Consider the following 19,913-nt stretch of genomic DNA (forward strand, 5'->3'; position numbering starts at 1 on the left):
TCCATACCGGTTGCAGCAGTTAGGAACTTAGGCATTGCTACCATTAGCTCTGAATCGTTCACTGCAATAATTGGCGTAAAGTGCTTATCAACCACTGGGTATTTGGTTTCATCTTCTTGGTTAGTGATGATGGCAAATACTGTCATTTCTGAAGCAGTACCCGCTGTTGTGTTCACAGTTACCAATGGCAGTTGTGGTTTTTTCGATAAGTGAACACCTTTAGAGTAATCACGAATATGACCACCGTTCGCTGCCACTAATGCGATACCTTTTGCAGTATCGTGTGAAGAACCACCACCAAATGAAATCACAAAATCAGCATTGCTTTGTGCAAGAAGCGCAAGGCCATCTTCAATGTTTTTCTCAGTTGGGTTTGGTTGCACACCATCGTAAATAGTGTACTCAAGGCCGTGAGCAGTTAACTCATCAGTTAGCTTGCTAACCAGACCCACTTCAACTAATACACCGTCTGTGACGATAAGGGCTTTTTTCAGCTCTTTTGATGCAAGTTCAGCACCTAAAGATTGAATAGCGTTAGGACCCATTAAGGTTACAGGTGGCATGTAAAATACATTGCTCATAGTAAAACTCCGATAATTATTTATTAATTTATAGTGACTTACCGCGTTAGCCATAAGTCTGAATTTGAGTTTACGTTGAGGGATATACTGGAGGAGAAATGTATATCCTTACCGATTTTAGTGTTGCTGTGTGCTTCAATAACGTCATTCTACGTCTCATCATTTAAGTAACAATAGAGGATAATACCAAAACACTTTTACGAAATAGATAACAATCAAAAACAGGGTAAAACGGTTTGATGAAGATGATTTAATAACAAAAACAGTGAGTTAATTATTTATCAGCGGCTGATAATAGTTTTTCATTAAAGCTCATGTGGCTGTTTTTGTTGGTTACCATAATCCCTGAATGTGATTTATCAGCAGTACCGCTGACAGCGTAGTGGCTGGCTACAACAGCATTATTCGCTTGGTTATTGAAACTAACGTTACCGGTAAATGCGCCATCACGTGCTGATGCAGTGTAAGAAGTGGCGATAATAGCGGTAGCGATAATTGCTTTAATAACTGTTTTCATGAGTTGTATAACCTTATCTTTATTATTGTTTGTCAACGCCGTCTGCGTTTCGATGGGGTTATATTAACAATTACTAAAAACAAAACAATAATGTTAAAACGCAAAAGATTATTACCAAATTAAAGGTAGTTGAAGGGTGGGTTTTAGGAACGAGGTTTTAGAAGCAGGGGCGAGTATTCGAGGTGCGAGGAAGAGCAGTTAGATTAAATACAACTTGCTAGTTGTATTTGAGGTTATTTACAACTCTTAAGTTGTTTGATGGGGGATTTACAACTAATAAGTTGTATGTGGTGGCTGATACCATTTTTGAGTTGTTCGATTGGGCAGGCTATTACGACAAGGGATTAATCGACGGCTCAGAGTGGAAAGCCAACCGTTTTAAGTTCTTATAATGTAGTACAAATGTAATACACAAACAAAGGTAACAACTTGAATAAAAATGGATTTACATTATTAGAGTTAATTTTCACAATCGCTATTTTAGCAATAGTACTCGCAGCTGCCGCACCCAGCTTTCATGGCCTAATGGCACGTAACAAGATGGAACGAACCGTTACCGAACTCAAAGGGCTATTCATTGCCGCCAAGTCAGAAGCCGTGATGCGCAATAAAGAAGTGTACCTACACACCATAGGACTCACCGACACTAAAACCTATACCGATGACTGGTGCGTTATCGCCACCACCGAACCCACGGCCAACAGCTGCACCACCAACGACAACACCCTTTATATTGTTAATGGCCATAGCCTCACAGGATTAAACATCAAACGCCATCAAGACTACGCCACGATTAAGATCGATAACCTAAATGGACACCCTAAATTCAATGCAGGGGAAGGCATCATAGATTGGTTAACGTTTGAGAAAGAGAGTGGTAAAGCAGTCACCATGAAAATGCACATGTTTGGGCGGTTGTATCGGTAAGGGATATAAATTAAACGACTGTAGCCAAGAAAAAGGCCACCGAAGCGACCTCTTAAATTGTTAGAATTAAACATCACATATGTGTACTAGCAGACTTAACTCATTGTTGGACAGAAACGGTTTAAGTTATTTGCTCTATTTAGGCTAACTACTATTAGTAAAAGTAAGGGTAATACTCGTCATCAGCTTTGATGATATTTCCAATATTTACTTATATAAGGAGGCTTGGGCTTGTCCAACACTTCGGATAGGTGTCGGCTTCGCGACACATATCCTTATTTGTTAAGTTTATTTCCACAACAATCCCATTTCGGCTTTAAGCGAATCATGTAACTTAAACCTATGCTTATGAACATCTGCAATAATTCCATTAAAAAAGCGGGGGAACACCTTTTTTTGGTTTAAAAAAGCACAATGCATATCCTGCTCAAACTTCTCAAAGTTAGAGTTAATATCTTTCATTGATAATGTTTCTGGCAACGTATTACCAAAGGATATCTGGTAGTTTTCATAATTTAATCTGTACTCTTGAAATAGAGCAATCAAACTTTCTTCGGAATATTCTTCCTCATCGTGATACTTTGTTAGCAGTTTATTTTGAAAAGACAATACCATATCGTCAAGTTGCATTCTTAACTTCTCTAGCTGTTCTATACGCTTGGATAACTTAATTTGAGACTTCCATGTATTCAAGGCCATATAAGCAATCCAGGCCATAAATACGTTTGCAAAAGAACTTAAGATATCGGTCCATTTGACATCACCACTATAAGGAATGTTTATTCCGACTAGAATTCCAAATGAAATTAACACAATAGTGGCAATATAAATCACGGTAAAATTAGTCTTACTTACCAATCGATAAACTCCTATAAACTTAACAGTATATTAATAAGCATTCTTACTTTCACGCAAAAATATAGTTATAAAATACCATTATCATACTCGATATAATCGTTACATATTATGAACTTACTATCAATTTCTTACATTTACAGATTTAAAAGAGGGTGTAAAAAGTAAGAAATGTATTTAATCAGTCTTATTAAAAACAGAACTAAAGCGATAAAATCACCACGTTTCATTATTACTGTTGATATACACAGTCAATAAAACTAATCCAAAATCACGTTAATGCGATATGAATGAGTATTTGTTCTAAGTAACTTTGGGGCAGAAACGTGTTACGTAAATGTGGTCAATAATAACTGTATTTAACCGACCCGATACACTGTAACGTTCTGATACAACTAAGGCCGCCTAAGCGACCTCTTAAATTATTAGCATTTAACAGTAAACCTATTTATGCGAACTAACAAACAACATAACTTAATCTGGTGCCTTGATAAGATTCTCTATAAAAAATCCAGTAGTTCGTTCTTCTATTACAAACTATAGATTAACCTTCCATAAATGATGTTTTACTATGTGCGTCTGCGCTTGCTTGCCCTTGGCAACTTTCACAGTACGTCTCATCATCTTGGTAGTACTTAACCAAGTCTTTATCATCTAAGATATTTGGGCATTCATGATGTTCTTCTTCGAACTCATGCGTGTACCCTGAACATTGAACATCCTCAATCAAATGTCGTATTGAGTTATCAAAGTGATATTTTTGATGTCCGGACAATGCATCATAGCCATTTCGACTGGCAAACTCAGCGATTCCCATAACTACATTTTCATCTGCACCATTGTCACAAGCAGATTCCTCAATAATTTCAGGACTATTTTTAATTATTTCTTTTAATGCTTCCAAGTTCATCTTTATCCTGCCTATTATTTCTAACGTTGAATTCAATATCCCTTCATCCTACTAGAGACCGACAACTTGAACTTATACTCAACTCACAGGACTTAAAATGTCATTCCCAAAAATCAATTTGGAAGTTTGTAACGGTTTCAAGTAGATATTTAAGATTAATCTCGCCACTAAGTCTGGAATAACCCAAATACCAGTCACTCGACACCCTAGTATTACTTTTCTACGAAATAACAGTATCCATCTAAAGCGATCCAATACACTGTAACTTCCAGATACAACAAAGGCCGCCTAAGCGACCTCTCATTAAGTTACATGTCATTATAGGAGTAAGTATCATCGTAATTATCTGTATAATAAATAACTTCTATACCTGCTTCTGTAAACATATCGTGAGAAATCCTACCCATATATTCCCAATCTATGGCTCCTGCTTCAGTCGATGGGGTATAAGAACCTTCAGCTTTCGGTTTTATTGCAAAAACTCTCTTTATTCCAGCTTGGATAATAGGACCAGCACAACGTGCACAAATAGACTTACCGAAAACATATAAATCACCATCAGCAGCTCTAGAGCCCGCAGCAATAATTGCATTGACCTCAGCATGAACAATAATATTTAGCTTTTGATCTCGTTTCTTTAGGCGATCATCATCTTTAACCCCAAATGGGAATCCATTATATCCAAGCGTAATATCACCACCTTTTTTAGACACTAAAACAGCACCTACTTGTGCATGATCTCGTGACCATCCAGAGACATGTTTTGCGAGATTAATCATGCGGTTTCGCCATTTTATTTTACTATTACAATTATCACATGCCATTTTTCACCTCCAATAAATATGAGCATATACTCATATCACATGTAAATTTAAAAATATGTGAATCTATATCAAAAATGGCTGTATTTAACAGTATGCATCTATCCCGCACTACGTAATCGCTGTTCATTCAAAACGAACAGAATAGCCGGTGTTTTAATAGGTTTTCCTAACTGAAAACAGAGATAAACCCACATTGTTATTTTGTTAACCATGTTACCTAATTCACAAATCACCACTTCAACACAATAAACGCCCCTAGTCCGTATTCCCTTTAAAATCTGTGTGCATTTAATCATGCCCTACCGCACACACGTAAACACTCCCTACTTTGTACGCTTTTGGTGTTTACTTTCCGATATGCATACACTACATTTAGCATATACCGACCATAAGCACACAGTGAGGCAGATAAAATGGAATTTGCATACGTTCGAGTATCAACAACCACACAGACAACAGATAGCCAAATTAGCGACATTCAAAAGTCATATCCTGGCATCGAAATATCAACCGATGTTTGTAGTGGAACAGTACCCGCAGCAGAGCGTGAGCAATTAAGCCGATTACTCGATAAATTAAGAAAAGATGATGTGCTAGTAGTTTGGTGGATAGATCGCTTAGGCCGTGACTATCACGATTCAGAAACAACTATCCGCGAGCTGTTAAACCGTGGTGTCATAATCAAAACCATTAATCAGAATATGACCTTTGCTTACTCTGGTAATGACATGCAAGACATGACAACCAATATTCAATTAACCATGATCACTGCAATGGCCGCAGCAGAACGTAAGAATCGTTTAGCCAGTGCCGAAGCTGGACGCCAAGCAATTAAGCAGGACCCGAAGTTATGGGCTGAAAAGTTTTCAGGACGCAAGCCAAACATGGAACGTAAGGCAAAAATTATCGAACTGTTAGAACAAGGCTTATCCGTTCGAGAAGTGGCCATGAAAGTAGGATGCAACCCTAGTACGGTTCAGCGTGCTAAAAAGATCGGTTCAATATAGGTTGTAGATAGTAAACTGGTTTCATCAGGGTGTACCCTTGTGATAGAGTTTTAGGTTCATTAAGCATTGAAAGTTGAGCAAACTGGCAGCTAGTCCTTTATATTTAAGGGATTATGATCACTATTAAAAAAAACATGCAGCGATCCTAACTAGATTTAATCGAGCTATCTTTGTATATAATCTGTATCACTTTAATTTTGAAGAATGATGATAATGTTATATCTAGTCGTAAGTCTTCTCGTTTTATTCGCAATCATTGCCGTTCTCAAAGGTCACTCTATTCAAGATGTAATGACTCTAGTTACATATGTTATAGGTTTCTTGTATTTCACGCTTAATAATATGCAGAAGAGTAAATAATTAGCGTGTCAACTGACGCTTGTTGCGCATTTATTGATTAGGTGTGTTTGAACCTGCTGCTTTTATTTAAGGTAGATTTATCGCAGTTAAGTGTGGTTTTGATGTGCTAGACGGTGTGGATCGTTAAGTTTGAAAAGAAAAAACAAAAGACAGCCATAACTTCGTAGATCAACGGTGAGCTAAAGTAAGTCAGTTGAGGGGAATATGAGTGAGTAAAACAAGCTAAGCTAATGGTTTTACTGAATTTTAGGTATTAAAAAAGGCCACTTCCAAAGAAGTGGCCCTTTCCAAACGTTTGGTGGAGCTGGCGGGATTTGAACCCGCGTCCAAAATCAGTCTAACAGATGGCGCTACATGTTTAGTCAATCTTTATTCTCGTATCGTCACTGCGAATTGACACGCTATGCTAATACATACCAGAATTCTATTTCGCGGTTCATCTCTCTAGTCAAAGAATCCCTCGCTATCTCGTTTGGGTTTGAACCCCTGTTATTCCCCGTCTTACAAGCGGAAGCTAGGGCAGGAGCGCTCTTAGCAGGGTATTAAGCTGCTAGTGCGTAGTTTTCGTCGTTTGCGACTATTTTTTTGCGGCTGTTTAACGAGGCAAACCGCACCTCGACATGCTCCACAAGCCTTCGTGATCCTGTCGAATCCTGAATCAGCCCCAGATGCGTTTGATGTTAGCAGAATATTTAACTAGGTCAATAGCTATATTGTAATTCACTCACCAAGTGATTGATTACTATTCAAATGCTAACATCATGTTGCATAGGTGTCTTAACGGTTATTGCCTTTCATGATACGAGCTTTGTCGCGTTGCCAATCTTTAGCTTTGCTGTCTGCACGTTTATCATGCAATTTCTTACCGCGTGCAGTACCGATCTTCACTTTTACGAAAGAAGTGCTCCAGTACATCACTAATGCCACGATGGTATCACCTTCGCGGTTAACTGAATCTTCTAGCTTTCTGAGTTCACGACGGTTAAGCAATAGCTTACGTACACGGGTTGGATCAGCCACGACGTGAGTTGATGCCGCGTTCAGTGGCGCAATGGTTAAGCCTGAAATAAACGCTTCACCGTTACGTAAGAAAACATAACTTTCGGTCATGTTAACTTTACCGTCACGGATGGCTTTTACTTCCCAACCCTGTAATACCATACCTGCTTCGTATTCGTCGCCGATGGCAAATTCAAAACGAGCGCTTTTATTTTTTGCAATAGTATTGCTACTTTGCTTTGGTTTTTTAGCCATGTTGACCTCGTAGAGCGTTGTTGCAGTCCCAGAACAAAATCTAATATCAGTGATTTTTCTGGTCGAATAAGCTATTGACGTTACCATAATACCGCTTGATGGTAACTGTTATTTTGGTCGATAGCCCAGTAATGGTATCATTGACCAAACGCAGCGAATAGATTTTATCTTCAGAGTGAGGATGCGTTCGATGAAGGAGAAGCTATGCCACAAATTAGTCGTTCGGCACTGGTGCCTTTTAGTGCACAACAAATGTTTAATTTGGTGAATGATGTTGAATCTTACCCAATGTTTTTACCCGGCTGTGCGGGCAGTAAAATCATTGAAAGTTCGACCAGCCATATGATGGCATCGGTAGATGTTGCTAAGGCTGGTATATGTAAAACATTTGTTACCCATAATAAATTGGTCGATTTTAACCAAATTCAGATGCAATTAGTGGACGGTCCTTTTCGAAAATTAGTCGGTGGATGGACATTTACTGAGCTTGATGCGACAGCATGTAAAATTGAATTAAACTTAGAATTCGAATTTACTAGCGGACTTATTGATGTTGCCTTTGGTAAAGTTTTCCGCGATCTGACCAGCAATATGGTGCAGGCGTTCACCCAGCGAGCAAGAGAAGTATATGCATTCTGATCAGCCCTTAATTCACGTTGAGGTTGTTTACGCACTGCCTAACGTACAGCGAGTGTTAAAATTAGCCGTTGTAGCACAAACCCCTATTCAAGCGATTATAGAACAATCGGGGATACTAACCATGTACCCTGAGATTGATTTAAACACCAATAAAGTCGGTATTTATAGTCGTAATGTAAAACTCGATGCGACGGCGCGCGATGGCGATCGGATTGAGATTTATCGTCCGTTAATTGCAGATCCGCGTGAGATCCGCCGTAAGCGTGCTGAACAAGCCAAAAAAGACGCTGAAAAATAACCGTGATTTTATCGCAGACAACAAAAAGCTCGCCATTAGCGAGCTTTTTTTATTGTTTGAAAACAAGCATTTTCTAACAAGTCAGATTAATTCATTGGATCCATAAAGTTAGGACCTTGCTTGTAATCACCTTTCATACTGACAAGTTGTGCTTGTTTGTTGAAGGTTAAGAACAAGTTTTTTTGAATCGGCTTATCATGACCATTTTGTTCGTAGAAAATGTAGTTCCATGTGTCGGGGTAACTTGGGTCGACTAACATAGGCGTTCCCAGCACATATTGAACTTGTGTTTTCGTCATGCCAACACGCAAGGTATTAACACTTTTCTGTTCTACATAGTTGCCTTGGTCAATATCAATACGATAAACCAAACGTTCAGCGACCGAACAGCCGCTAAGTAAGCCCAACACTAAGGTTAGGGCTGCAATGTTTTTCCAACTCATAGCATCCTGGCTTTTTAGCTTTAACTGCTGCGATGATAAACAAGCTCTTGGCAGAAGTAAAAAGCGGTAAAGAAAAAAAGTAATATATTTTGATATTCGACTACTACTAGCAGCAATAGTTGCATCAATGTTTTAGTTTATTTCATATTCGCCCAAGATGCGAAATTAAATCAAGCCGCAACCAGCAGTTCTTTCGCATTTGCGAGAGTACGCTCAGTAATTTCACTGCCACCAAGTAGGCGTGCGAGCTCGGCAATACGGTCGTCTGTGGTTAATGGGCGCATCTGAGTTTCGGTTTGACCATCAGTGGTTTTCTTAGCAACAAACATTTGTTGATGACCACAACCAGCAACTTGCGGTAAGTGAGTCACACACATTACTTGCGTTGATGCGCCTAGTTTTCGTAGCATTTTACCGACAATCGCCGCTGTTGGACCACTAATACCCACATCGACTTCATCGAAAATCAGGCTTGGCGTTTCAACTTTTTGAGCGGTGATCACTTGAATCGCTAATGAAATACGTGATAGTTCACCACCAGAAGCGACTTTACCTAATGGCTGTAGAGGCTGGCCTGGGTTAGTGGATACTAAGAAATTAATACTGTCATAACCTAATGGGCTTAGCATTCGCTCAGGATCGCTAGTTAGTGCGATTTCAAATTCACCATGCTCCATACTTAACATGTGCATGCTTTCGGTGATTTTTTGGTCAAGCTCTTTGGCATAACGCTGACGACTTTTGCTGAGTTTTTCCGCAGCTTCAATGCATTGCTGACGTAAATTTTCAACGTTAGCTGCCATGTCTTCTAAACGTTCATCACTGCAATCGAGGTTATCAAGCTCTTTCAATAAATCATGGTGCTTTTGGTAAAGCTCTGCTGGCATCACATAGTGTTTGCGTGCCATCGACATAATTTTAGCTAAACGCTCTTCAAGATAAATTAACCGATGCGGATCCATATCAAGGTTATCAAGGTAGCTGCGTAATTCTTGGCTGGCTTCTTGAACTTGAATAATGGCTTCTTCTAACATCTGTGGAATAGCACTTAAATTGCTATCATATTCGCCCAGATTATTCACTTGCTGACAAGCCATTTGTAACAGCTGGAGTGCGTTACCGTCGTCATTATCATACAAAACAGACAATGCGGTTTGGCTTGAAATCGCCAGTTCACCTGAGTTTGACAGGCGTTTATGCTCTTCTTCGATTTCAGTGAATTCTTCTTCACCAAGGGCTAATTCATCAAGCTCTTTAACTTGGTATTGAAGTAATTGTTTTTGTGCTTCGTTTTCATCACGGCTCTGAGTTAAACGCTTAAGCTCATTATGAGCCTGACGCCAGCGTTGATAAGCACTGCGAGTACGATCGATCAGAAGGTGGTGACCTGCGTATTGATCAAGCATGTGTTGCTGGTATTCAGGGCGCATTAGCTGTTGGTGTGCATGCTGACCATGAATATTAATCAACAGTTGGCCTAAGGCTTTTTGTTGTGAAGCAGGAACAGGGCTGCCATTAATGAAACCACGAGAGCGGCCTTCTTTAGTGATCACGCGGCGTAAAATACATTCTTCACCATCACTGAGTTCATTGTCTTCGAGCCAACGTCGAGCTGCTTGGTTATTGGCCAATGAAAATGCGGCTGAGATTTCAGCTTTATCTTCATTTGGTCGCACCATAGAGGCTTCAGCGCGATCGCCTAAGCATAAACCTAAGGCATCAATCGCAATAGATTTACCGGCACCGGTTTCACCTGTAATGGTGGTCATTCCCGGCTTTAGTTCAAATTGAAGAGTTTTGACAATAGCAAAGTTAGAGATCGTCATATGCGCGAGCATTGTGTTCACCTGTTTAAATCAACACCTGTTTTTTCATACAGTATATACTGTATCTATAACCAGTAAAGTACTGAGGTGATAATTATTCAGAGAAAATGTGACCTAGGTTAACTTTTTGTATCGTTATAAAAAAACCAGCAGGTTAATGTGCTGGTTTTTAGAATAAATATTGTGGTGCAGATTAAAATAACCGGCTAGACCAGCCTAGCTTTCCACGTAGGACATTGTAGTAACTGTAATTCTTGGGGTGGATTAATTGTAAGCGGTGTTCACTTTGGTAAATATGAATTTCATCGCCAGGACTAACAGGTAATGAAACTTGACCATCACAACTCACTTCTAACGTGCTGCCATTATTAGGTGAAACTAACAATTTAATGCAGCGATCACCGTCGACAACTAATGGTCGTGATGACAGGGTGTGAGGGAACATCGGTACTAAAGCAATCGCATTTAAACTGGTCGATAAAATCGGGCCGCCGCCAGAAAGAGAATACGCCGTTGATCCGGTTGGAGTGGCAATAATTAACCCATCAGAGCGCTGTGAGAATGCAAAACAGTCATCAATATAGACTTCAAACTCGATCATATGAGCAATTTTATCTGGGTGTAGTACCGCTTCATTCAAAGCGGCATTGCGACTTTTAATTTGCCCATGCCGATGCACTTCAGCTTCTAAAAGAAACCGATCTTCTTTGATAAATTCACCTTCAAGCACCAACTTTAATTGTTGTTCAAAATCGTCGGGATCAAGATCGGTAAGAAAGCCAAGGTTGCCACGGTTAACACCAATAACGGAAATATCAAATCGAGATAATACGCGAGCAGCACCCAACATATTGCCATCACCGCCTACAACAATGGCGAGATCTGCTTTATCACCAATGGTGAGCAAATCACAAAAACAATCCTCAGGTACGTCAATATCGTTCACTAACCGATGATCGACTAACACAGTATAACCTTGTGCATTCAACCATTCGTAAAGGCTAGTGTGCGTTTGCAATGCCTCCGGATTACGGGGTTTGCCAATTAACGCGATAGTGTTAAAAATACGCTTCATGTCCTTGTTCCGACAAATGATGGTGGGTCAGTATAGCCTTAGAAAAAACAACTTGTCGTGGTTTGTTGTTAATATTGGCTTGAATCATTGAACTTCATCCCCATAATATGCTCAAGACTGTTTTAAAAGTAGCGCTTATCGAACAAGGCTACTGAGTGAATAAAACCCCTTTTATCTTGGCGGAGAACCAACGCATGACTAACAAAAACCACAATGTACAGGATGAGCAGCTAAACGATGCAGTTGACGCTGTCGAAGTTGAAGCTGTCGAGGGTGAGTTTGTTGAATCTGAGCAAGAATTATATGTTGCTCGCATTGCTGAATTAGAAGCTGCGCTATTAGCAAAAGATGCAGAAGTTAATGAAGTAAAAGATGCGGCTCTACGTGCTCGTGCTGAAGGCGAAAACGTTCGTCGTCGTTCTGAGCAAGAAATTGATAAAGCACGCAAATACGCATTAAATAAATTTGCTGAAGAATTATTGCCTGTTATTGATAACCTTGAGCGTGCTATTGAAATGGCCGACAAGAATAACGAAGCAACCAAAGCAATGATGGAAGGCGTTGAGCTAACATTGATGACAATGACATCAACAGTTGGCAAATTTGGCCTAAAAGTGATTGATCCACAAGGTGAAGCATTTAACCCTGAATACCATCAAGCAATGGCGATGCAAGAAAGTACTGATTTTGCACCCAACACTGTTATGGCTGTAATGCAAAAAGGTTACGAGCTAAATGGCCGTGTGATCCGTCCTGCAATGGTGATGGTATCAAAAGCTGCTGCGGGTAATGTGAATACCCAAGCGTAATTTGCGAGCAACAATTCAAGGTTTACTTGATAATGACGCAAAATAAAGCCCACTTCGGTGGGTTTTTTTATTTTTTTGCATTTTTTTTGGGATCTCCCCTTGAAAAGCAATCTGGCGACCTTATCTAGTAGTCATAAGACATTAAATGTATTTGTCACGGGGTTATCCCGAACCGCTAACCCATATGATATTTGGGTGTAGTTAAGAACATATAACGAATTTCGGAGATTGTCTGATGGGTAAGATTATTGGTATTGACTTAGGTACAACTAACTCTTGTGTAGCTGTACTTGACGGCGATAAGCCACGTGTAATTGAGAACGCAGAAGGCGAGCGTACAACAGCATCAGTTGTTGCATACACGCAAGATGGCGAAACGTTAGTTGGTCAACCTGCAAAACGTCAGGCGGTAACAAACCCTGAAAACACATTATTCGCTATCAAGCGTCTAATCGGTCGTCGTTTTGAAGACGAAGAAGTTCAGCGTGATATCGAAATCATGCCTTACAAAATTGTTAAGGCTGACAACGGTGATGCATGGGTAGAAGCGAAAGGCCAAAAAATGGCTGCTCCTCAAGTATCTGCTGAAATCCTAAAGAAAATGAAGAAAACTGCAGAAGACTTCCTAGGCGAACCAGTAACTGGCGCAGTTATCACAGTACCTGCATACTTTAACGATGCACAGCGTCAAGCAACAAAAGATGCTGGCCGTATCGCAGGTCTAGATGTTAAACGTATCATCAACGAACCAACTGCAGCTGCTCTAGCTTACGGTCTAGACAAGCAAGGTGGCGATCGCACTATCGCTGTTTACGACCTTGGTGGTGGTACATTTGATATCTCAATCATCGAAATCGATGAAGTTGAAGGCGAGAAAACATTTGAAGTACTAGCAACTAACGGTGATACACATCTTGGTGGTGAAGACTTTGATACACGTCTAATCAACTACTTAGCAGACGAGTTCAAGAAAGAGCAAGGTATCGATCTTAAGAAAGATCCACTAGCTATGCAGCGTCTAAAAGAAGCAGCAGAAAAAGCGAAGATCGAACTATCTTCTGCACAGCAAACTGATGTTAATCTACCTTACATCACAGCTGATGCGACTGGTCCTAAGCACATGAACATCAAAGTGACACGTGCAAAACTAGAATCTCTAGTTGAAGACCTAGTACAACGTACTCTTGAGCCACTAAAAGTAGCTATCTCAGATGCTGGTCTATCTGTTAGCGACATCAACGACATCATCCTTGTTGGTGGTCAAACTCGTATGCCAATGGTTCAGGCTAAAGTTACTGAATTCTTCGGCAAAGAGCCACGTAAAGACGTTAACCCTGATGAAGCTGTTGCTGTAGGTGCTGCTGTTCAAGGTGGTGTACTTGCTGGTGATGTTAAAGACGTTCTACTTCTAGACGTTACTCCACTATCTCTTGGTATTGAAACCATGGGTGGCGTAATGACTAAGCTTATCGAGAAGAACACAACTATCCCAACAAAAGCGAACCAAGTGTTCTCTACTGCTGAAGATAACCAAAGCGCGGTAACTATCCACGTTATTCAAGGTGAGCGTAAGCAAGCAAGCTTCAACAAATCTCTAGGTCAATTCAATCTAGAAGGTATTCAAGCTGCACCACGTGGTATGCCACAAATCGAAGTAACGTTTGACCTAGATGCCGACGGTATCCTAAACGTTTCTGCGAAAGACAAGACTACAGGTAAAGAGCAGAAGATCACTATTCAAGCGTCTGGCGGCCTAAGCGATGCTGACATCGAGAAGATGGTTCAAGAAGCTGAAGCTAACAAAGAAGCTGATAAGAAGTTTGAAGAGCTAGTAACTGCTCGTAACCAAGCTGACCAACTTGTTCACGGTACTCGTAAGCAAATTGAAGAAGCTGGTGATGCACTTCCTGCTGATGAGAAAGCAAAAATCGAAGCTGCTGTTGCTGAACTAGAAGAAGCACGCAAAGGCGAAGATAAAGAAGCAATCGACGCGAAAGTTCAAGCGGTTGTTGCAGCTTCTCAAAAGCTAATGGAAATCGCTCAACAGAAAGCACAAGCACAACAAGCTGACGGTGCTGGTGAGCAACAAGCTAAGCAAGACGACGATGTTGTTGATGCTGAGTTTGAAGAAGTTAAAGACAACAAATAAGAACGTTAGCTATTATTAGTTAACATCTTGTTTAAATTACGGGCGTTTGAGGTTACTCTAACGCCCGTAACTATATCTAGCTAGGTGACAATCAAGTTATGTCGAAACGTGATTTATACGAAGTGTTAAGTGTGGCCCGTGACGCAAGTGAGCGTGACATTAAAAAGGCTTATAAGCGCTTAGCAATGAAGTTCCACCCCGACCGTAACCAGGGTGATGCGGAATCTGCTGAGAAATTCAAAGAAGTGAAATACGCTTATGAAATTCTAACAGACGACCAAAAACGCGCTGCTTACGATCAATACGGCCATGCAGCCTTTGAACAAGGTGGTATGGGCGGTGGCGGCTTTGGCGGCGGTGCAGACTTCAGTGACATCTTTGGTGATGTGTTTGGTGATATCTTTGGTGGTGGCGGTGGTCGTCGTCAACAACGCGCGCAGCGCGGTTCAGATCTTCGCTACAACATGGAACTGACGTTGGAAGAAGCTGTTCGCGGTTGTTCGAAAGAAATCCGTGTACCAACATTAGTTGGTTGTGACAGCTGTGATGGTTCAGGCGCTAAAAAAGGTTCATCTGCAACCACATGTGGTACCTGTCACGGTGCTGGTCAAGTGCAGATGCGTCAAGGCTTCTTTGCTGTTCAGCAGACTTGTCCACACTGTCATGGTCGTGGCCAAATTATCAAAGATCCATGTGGTAAGTGTCATGGCGAAGGCCGTGTAGAAGAAACCAAAACGCTATCAGTTAAAATTCCTGCGGGTGTTGATACTGGCGACCGTATTCGCTTAAGTGGCGAAGGCGAAGCTGGAGAACAAGGCGCACCAGCGGGTGACTTGTACGTTCAAGTACATGTTAAAGAACACCACATTTTCCAGCGCGAAGGCAATAACCTACATTGTGAAGTACCAGTAAGTTTCACAATGGCAGCATTAGGCGGTGAGGTTGAAGTTCCTACCCTTGATGGCCGTGTTAGCTTGAAAGTACCATCTGAAATGCAAACGGGTCGTATGTTCCGTATGCGCGGTAAAGGTGTTGATTCTGTACGTGGTGGTTTACGCGGTGATCTTATCTGTAAGTTGGTGGTTGAAACGCCAGTACATTTAAGCAAGCGTCAAAAAGAACTACTGCAAGAATTAGAAGAAACGTTTGGTGGCAAAGATGCGAGTAAGCACAAGCCAAAATCAGAAGGTTTCTTTAACGGCGTAAAAAAGTTTTTCGACGACTTAACCAACTAATTCGTCGCAAATAAGAATAAATAAAAACCGCTATTAGTGAATGCTGATAGCGGTTTTTTTGTTGCTCAATGCCGTCATTCCCTACAGTGAATGCCCGCGAGGGCGATAGGGAATCTAATGCTTTTTAAATATTAGTGGGATAGGTAGAACTAAGCTCCTCACCATAAAGGAAATAATGCAGGTTATTATTCGTCATCTCGGAAGAGAGGTACGAGCTATCCGTGATCTACTTATCACGCGTTAGAGCATAAAAGAAGCCAGTGAAAATATTACCAACAACGCTCAGGTGAACTTTTACTATTACTGTTTAACGTTAATTTCTTATTATCTAAGCAGTCAGTATCATTTTCTTGCTTAGTTTGTGCTGTAGCGGTGATTATATAATCTGCGGTTTGTGGTGTGATCGTGAATACATAACGGTCTTTATCTGTATCGCAAAAAGAACAACTACCATCACTGACAATAGTAAAATCATAAGTACTGTTTTGGGTATAACTTTCCTCTAATGCTAATTGAATTTTAATCAAATCCCCCATCGCCTGCGTACGGTGCCCCTTCAATACATGATCTTGATATGAAGGATAAGCAATCGCAGTTAATACTCCTATGATAGCCACCGCAATCAACATTTCGATCAGCGTCACGCCTTTTTGTTTAATCATCTTCCGTAATCTCTTAAATATTCGAGTTGACTCGATAACTGATTGATATCCTAACGGTGCTATTTTGCGGTGGTGATAAACTCTCGATCAAGTTGTTCTTAGGGATTGGAATGACGTTTATAGGGATTTGGGGAATGGCTCGCGAAATTACCACGCATTTTCATCACATACATCGCCATGGTGACCGACAGCGGGGATTTACGCTGTTGGAATTGGTGTTCACGGTAGTGATCATGGGCATTCTTGTGGCTATGGCAGCCCCAAGTTTTAATAACTTAATTGAATCTAATAAAGTTAAACGCTTGGCAACAGAAATCGAATGGCTATTGGTGCAAGCCAAATCCGAAGCGGTGATGCGTGGGGCTAAGATATATGTATATAGCTCTACACCTGTGTCAAGGACACATAGCAATTGGTGTATTTTTACCTCAACAGATGATGGTGAAAGTAGTTGTGATAACCCAGATACCAATAGGCTTTCTTCAATAGACAGTGCTAATTTTTCTGGAATAAATTTTGGAAATAGTCGCACATTGAATCAATTTTCTTTTGATCCTCTTTATGGAAAACCGAATGCGAATGGTAGTTATCGTTATAGCATTGGTGACTATAAATTAAAAACAACGGTTTATACCATTACTGGGCGTATTTATACCTGCTTAGAAGCTGGTTCTGAAAAGTTGGGTAGTTATGAAGAGTGCTAATCAAGGTTTTAGCTTAATTGAATTATTAATTGCATCGTCAGTGGGGCTAATTGCGATTGGTGTTGTCGGTTCAGTTTTTTTATCTGGTTATCAAGCCGCAAATAAGCGTTCATTAGAGTTGCTACTAGAGCAAGATGTTAATGATGCGTTTCGATTGATCAAAGAAGATGTATTGCGAGCAGGGTATGTATCAAGTGGTAGTTCAAGTTTGAAGCTATCAGGTGCAAGTAATGTCGTTTATGTAAGTTCTGCTATTAATTGTTTAGCTTATGTTTATGACGCGCCTGATGGACGTAAATATAATGAAGTGATGTATAACTCGAATAAATCTAAATTAGTTTATCGCTCATCTGATGATGTAAAAACGATAGACACAGTTTGTAATCTAACAAATGCTAATTCATTAATTTATGAAAAACAGATTACTGTAAATCAATTTGATATTGTAAATACACCAATAAGTTCAGCGAGTGCTACCAGTCAATTAATTAAAATAACGCTTGCTGCACATTTAAAAAATGATGATTCAGTAAGTACCGCTAAGTCGATTCAGATTAAAACAAGGAATTGGCAATAATGAATAAGCATCAACAGTCAGGGATGACGACACTATTAATTACCAGCATGTTATTAATAGTAGCGCTGTTATTTTCATTAGCTTCATATAAGAATTTATTTTATCAGATTAAGCGCACTCAAAATGAAGTCTTAGCCAGACAAGCACACTGGGCTGCCGAAGGTGGGTTGGAGTGTGGGTTTGCTAATATTATGATATCGAAAGTTGCTAATATTGGTGCTGTACCAAATTGTGAATTTTTGAAATTAGATCAGCTTAATATATTAGATACAATGCCATTTTCTATTGAAAGTAAAAAAAATGGTAAGGTGATTAGCAAAAGTGTCAAAGTTCCTGGTAGCAGTGATTCTGGTGCAATAAAATCCACTTCTAATTTATATTTTGCTGGCGGTGTAAGTGCATATCCAGATCCAGGTAAACTAAGTAGTGCTAATACATGGGAATGTACTGTTTTAAGATATAGTAAATTATTTAAAGTATTAGGTACATTAGAAAGCAAAGGTTTAATTAGTAGTGTCCCTCCTTATACTGACTTTCCAACAAGTGGACAAGCATGTGCTACAGAATATAGAAGTTGGGGGTTATTAGGGAATAATAATATACCATTAGGTACTAAATCAGATTTTATTCAAGACTTAGACCAAGATCCATTTGAAGATACATTTATGACTCAGAGAGATAAATGGCTTGATGTAATGTATTTAGATGATTTTTTCCGTATTGGTAGAAATGTGCCAATTAATAAACCGCTATCCGATAAATCATTACCTAAATCATTATTTAATGAAAATTGTGGAGCAGATATAATAAAGGGATTAAAGAATAAAGAAGATTTAATTTGGCATTACGGAGGGTGTCATTTAAATGATGCTGATTTAGATAAAATAAGTACTGAAACAGCTACATCATCAGGAGTTATTTTAGTTATTCAAAATGGTATTTTTTCTACAAAAGGAAATTTAGACTTTAAAGGTATGATTTACCACTTCATTACAAATGATATAGATTATGTGCCATTAGAAAGCGATTGGAAGTTAACTGATAATTATGATTTATTAAAAGGGTTAGTAGATTATGAACCAGATACTGTTCCTGATATTAGTATAAACGATGTTGGATATTATCAAAATGGAGCTTTTAATCCTTCTGGTGGTTATATTATGGATGCTCCTAATACTTATGCTGTATTTAGAACATCGATGTCATTTAAATATAATCGAGATGTTTTAGATACACCATTAAATAAAATAAAAAGAATAAAATGGATACAAGGATCTTGGCATGACTTCTAATATTAAAACAATGACAGGCTTTAGTTTATTAGAAGTAGTGATTGCCCTTGGAGTACTTTCTGTTGGCGTATTAGGCTTGGTTAAGATGCAAGCCTATATGGAAGTAAAAGCAGAAAACGCATTAAAGACTCTAGATGCACTTCATATAGCAGAAGCGCAGATGGAGTTTTACCAAACTCGCGTCAGTAATATCAGTGGCGCGACTGGTTTGATTGCTTTTGCGAGTATGGCTGATCCCACATATTGTATGGAAGATATAGCAATGAGTAGCGGATTTTCATTGATATGTGATGTTTCGTCTCCTAAATTGTCAGGAGCATTAAGAACAATAGATGTAAAGGTCTGTTGGGCTGATCGCCGTGGCGTATCTCAAGCGGTATCTCTAAAAACGGCTATCTCTAAATACAGTGAATTTGATTAAACAACGGCTATCATCGCTAAAAAGACACAAATTAAGCCAAAGTAAACCGTTTTGAACAAAAAATGTTCAAACGGTTTTTTTTTGTCAAAAAACTATTGTCAGCCAATAAAATCTCCCTATAATTCGACCTCACTGACACGGACAACGGCGCAAGCGGTTACCGAAATCAGTATTGTTCTTTAACAATTTGACCATGCAATCTGTGTGGGCACTCGTTGAATAGTTAAGTCGAAAGATTTATCAATGAACTGAGTGACCAATACAAATAACCTAATCTATTTATAGAGAAGATTGTTTGGCACAGTCAATTCATTATCGTTCTCTTCTCTATATGAAAAGAACAACGATAATAGCTTTAAAATTACTAAGGTAGTTTTGAAGTCAGTATTCATTGAGCCGTYTCGAAAGARACAACAAAACTTTAATTGAAGAGTTTGATCATGGCTCAGATTGAACGCTGGCGGCAGGCCTAACACATGCAAGTCGAGCGGTAACAGATTGATAGCTTGCTATCAATGCTGACGAGCGGCGGACGGGTGAGTAATGCC

At 39.6% G+C, this 19,913-nt stretch carries 21 protein-coding genes, 1 rRNA gene and 1 other RNA gene; 12 read left to right on the forward strand and 11 right to left on the reverse strand.

What is annotated here, in order from left to right; all coding sequences use genetic code 11:
- Window positions 1-581: iron-containing alcohol dehydrogenase (locus G6R09_RS19410; RefSeq protein WP_163924074.1), on the reverse strand; the 581-nt coding region annotated here is incomplete at its 3' end.
- A 274-nt stretch (window positions 582-855) separates the two neighbouring features.
- Window positions 856-1,098, reverse strand: a complete 243-nt coding sequence (locus G6R09_RS19415; RefSeq protein WP_163924075.1) for a hypothetical protein — start codon at window positions 1,096-1,098, stop codon at window positions 856-858.
- 429 nt (window positions 1,099-1,527) lie between these two features.
- Here G6R09_RS19415 and G6R09_RS19420 point away from each other — a divergent pair, with 429 nt between their 5' ends.
- Window positions 1,528-2,025, forward strand: coding sequence for a GspH/FimT family pseudopilin (locus G6R09_RS19420; protein WP_163924076.1), 498 nt, complete (start codon window positions 1,528-1,530; stop codon window positions 2,023-2,025).
- A 288-nt stretch (window positions 2,026-2,313) separates the two neighbouring features.
- On the opposite strand, the gene G6R09_RS19425 is transcribed toward G6R09_RS19420, so the two are convergent.
- The 3 genes from G6R09_RS19425 to G6R09_RS19435 all read right to left on the reverse strand — a co-directional run bounded on the left by G6R09_RS19425 (window position 2,314) and on the right by G6R09_RS19435 (window position 4,614).
- A complete protein-coding gene (locus G6R09_RS19425) occupies window positions 2,314-2,883 on the reverse strand; it encodes a hypothetical protein (RefSeq protein WP_163924077.1) in 570 nt (189 codons plus the stop codon).
- A gap of 541 nt (window positions 2,884-3,424) precedes the next feature.
- Window positions 3,425-3,790 carry a hypothetical protein gene (locus G6R09_RS19430; protein ID WP_163924078.1) on the reverse strand — a complete coding sequence of 122 codons (366 nt, stop codon included), beginning with the start codon at window positions 3,788-3,790 and terminating at the stop codon, window positions 3,425-3,427.
- Window positions 3,791-4,098: 308 nt separating this feature from the next.
- Window positions 4,099-4,614: a deaminase gene (locus tag G6R09_RS19435; protein ID WP_205523007.1), complete on the reverse strand. Its 516-nt coding sequence runs from the start codon at window positions 4,612-4,614 to the stop codon at window positions 4,099-4,101.
- Window positions 4,615-5,027: 413 nt separating this feature from the next.
- On the opposite strand from G6R09_RS19435, the gene G6R09_RS19440 reads away from it, so the two are divergent.
- The gene (locus G6R09_RS19440; protein ID WP_163924079.1) at window positions 5,028-5,621 is read left to right on the forward strand and encodes a recombinase family protein; all 594 of its coding nucleotides are present in this window, start codon (window positions 5,028-5,030) and stop codon (window positions 5,619-5,621) included.
- Between the two features lie 656 nt (window positions 5,622-6,277).
- Here G6R09_RS19440 and ssrA read toward each other — a convergent pair.
- Together ssrA and smpB are read right to left on the reverse strand one after the other, a co-directional pair.
- Window positions 6,278-6,647, reverse strand: a transfer-messenger RNA (tmRNA) gene (gene ssrA / locus G6R09_RS19445).
- A gap of 111 nt (window positions 6,648-6,758) precedes the next feature.
- Window positions 6,759-7,235, reverse strand: coding sequence for an SsrA-binding protein SmpB (gene smpB, locus G6R09_RS19450; RefSeq protein WP_036795915.1), 477 nt, complete (start codon window positions 7,233-7,235; stop codon window positions 6,759-6,761).
- Window positions 7,236-7,439: 204 nt separating this feature from the next.
- Here smpB and G6R09_RS19455 point away from each other — a divergent pair, with 204 nt between their 5' ends.
- Window positions 7,440-7,874 (forward strand): SRPBCC family protein, encoded by a 435-nt coding sequence (locus G6R09_RS19455; RefSeq protein WP_163924081.1) that lies wholly within the window; start codon window positions 7,440-7,442, stop codon window positions 7,872-7,874.
- Window positions 7,864-8,172: an RnfH family protein gene (locus tag G6R09_RS19460; protein ID WP_065169196.1), complete on the forward strand. Its 309-nt coding sequence runs from the start codon at window positions 7,864-7,866 to the stop codon at window positions 8,170-8,172. Before G6R09_RS19455 ends, G6R09_RS19460 begins: the two co-directional genes overlap by 11 nt.
- An 86-nt stretch (window positions 8,173-8,258) precedes the next feature.
- Here the strand turns inward: G6R09_RS19460 and bamE are convergent, their stop codons facing one another.
- The 3 genes from bamE to nadK form a co-directional block, all read right to left on the reverse strand.
- Window positions 8,259-8,615 carry an outer membrane protein assembly factor BamE gene (gene bamE / locus G6R09_RS19465; protein WP_061000854.1) on the reverse strand — a complete coding sequence of 119 codons (357 nt, stop codon included), beginning with the start codon at window positions 8,613-8,615 and terminating at the stop codon, window positions 8,259-8,261.
- Window positions 8,616-8,785: 170 nt separating this feature from the next.
- Window positions 8,786-10,453 (reverse strand): DNA repair protein RecN, encoded by a 1,668-nt coding sequence (recN, locus tag G6R09_RS19470; RefSeq protein WP_065169197.1) that lies wholly within the window; start codon window positions 10,451-10,453, stop codon window positions 8,786-8,788.
- 181 nt (window positions 10,454-10,634) lie between these two features.
- Window positions 10,635-11,516 (reverse strand): NAD(+) kinase, encoded by an 882-nt coding sequence (nadK, locus tag G6R09_RS19475; RefSeq protein WP_065169198.1) that lies wholly within the window; start codon window positions 11,514-11,516, stop codon window positions 10,635-10,637.
- A 194-nt stretch (window positions 11,517-11,710) separates the two neighbouring features.
- Between nadK and grpE the strand changes: the two genes are divergently transcribed.
- The 3 genes from grpE to dnaJ all read left to right on the forward strand — a co-directional run bounded on the left by grpE (window position 11,711) and on the right by dnaJ (window position 15,709).
- The gene (gene grpE, locus G6R09_RS19480; RefSeq protein WP_163924083.1) at window positions 11,711-12,325 is read left to right on the forward strand and encodes a nucleotide exchange factor GrpE; all 615 of its coding nucleotides are present in this window, start codon (window positions 11,711-11,713) and stop codon (window positions 12,323-12,325) included.
- Between the two features lie 235 nt (window positions 12,326-12,560).
- Complete coding sequence (gene dnaK / locus G6R09_RS19485) at window positions 12,561-14,474, forward strand: molecular chaperone DnaK (protein WP_065169199.1); 1,914 nt, start codon at window positions 12,561-12,563, stop codon at window positions 14,472-14,474.
- A gap of 98 nt (window positions 14,475-14,572) precedes the next feature.
- The gene (gene dnaJ, locus G6R09_RS19490; protein WP_163924085.1) at window positions 14,573-15,709 is read left to right on the forward strand and encodes a molecular chaperone DnaJ; all 1,137 of its coding nucleotides are present in this window, start codon (window positions 14,573-14,575) and stop codon (window positions 15,707-15,709) included.
- A 269-nt stretch (window positions 15,710-15,978) separates the two neighbouring features.
- Here dnaJ and G6R09_RS19495 read toward each other — a convergent pair whose 3' ends face one another.
- Window positions 15,979-16,371 (reverse strand): type IV pilin protein, encoded by a 393-nt coding sequence (locus tag G6R09_RS19495; protein ID WP_163924087.1) that lies wholly within the window; start codon window positions 16,369-16,371, stop codon window positions 15,979-15,981.
- 134 nt (window positions 16,372-16,505) lie between these two features.
- On the opposite strand from G6R09_RS19495, the gene G6R09_RS19500 reads away from it, so the two are divergent.
- The 5 genes from G6R09_RS19500 to G6R09_RS19520 form a co-directional block, all read left to right on the forward strand.
- On the forward strand, window positions 16,506-17,075 hold the full coding sequence (locus tag G6R09_RS19500) for a GspH/FimT family pseudopilin (RefSeq protein WP_163924089.1): 570 nt from the start codon (window positions 16,506-16,508) through the stop codon (window positions 17,073-17,075).
- On the forward strand, window positions 17,062-17,652 hold the full coding sequence (locus tag G6R09_RS19505) for a PilW family protein (RefSeq protein WP_163924091.1): 591 nt from the start codon (window positions 17,062-17,064) through the stop codon (window positions 17,650-17,652). The genes G6R09_RS19500 and G6R09_RS19505 overlap by 14 nt, the downstream gene beginning before the upstream one ends.
- Window positions 17,652-18,944: a hypothetical protein gene (locus tag G6R09_RS19510; protein WP_163924092.1), complete on the forward strand. Its 1,293-nt coding sequence runs from the start codon at window positions 17,652-17,654 to the stop codon at window positions 18,942-18,944. Before G6R09_RS19505 ends, G6R09_RS19510 begins: the two co-directional genes overlap by 1 nt.
- Window positions 18,934-19,365 carry a type IV pilin gene (locus G6R09_RS19515; RefSeq protein ID WP_240345802.1) on the forward strand — a complete coding sequence of 144 codons (432 nt, stop codon included), beginning with the start codon at window positions 18,934-18,936 and terminating at the stop codon, window positions 19,363-19,365. Before G6R09_RS19510 ends, G6R09_RS19515 begins: the two co-directional genes overlap by 11 nt.
- A 422-nt stretch (window positions 19,366-19,787) precedes the next feature.
- Window positions 19,788-19,913 (forward strand): 16S ribosomal RNA (locus G6R09_RS19520); the annotation flags it as partial.

This window comes from Photobacterium sp. Alg240-V54 (genome assembly GCF_900537155.1).
Taxonomy (GTDB): domain Bacteria; phylum Pseudomonadota; class Gammaproteobacteria; order Enterobacterales; family Vibrionaceae; genus Photobacterium.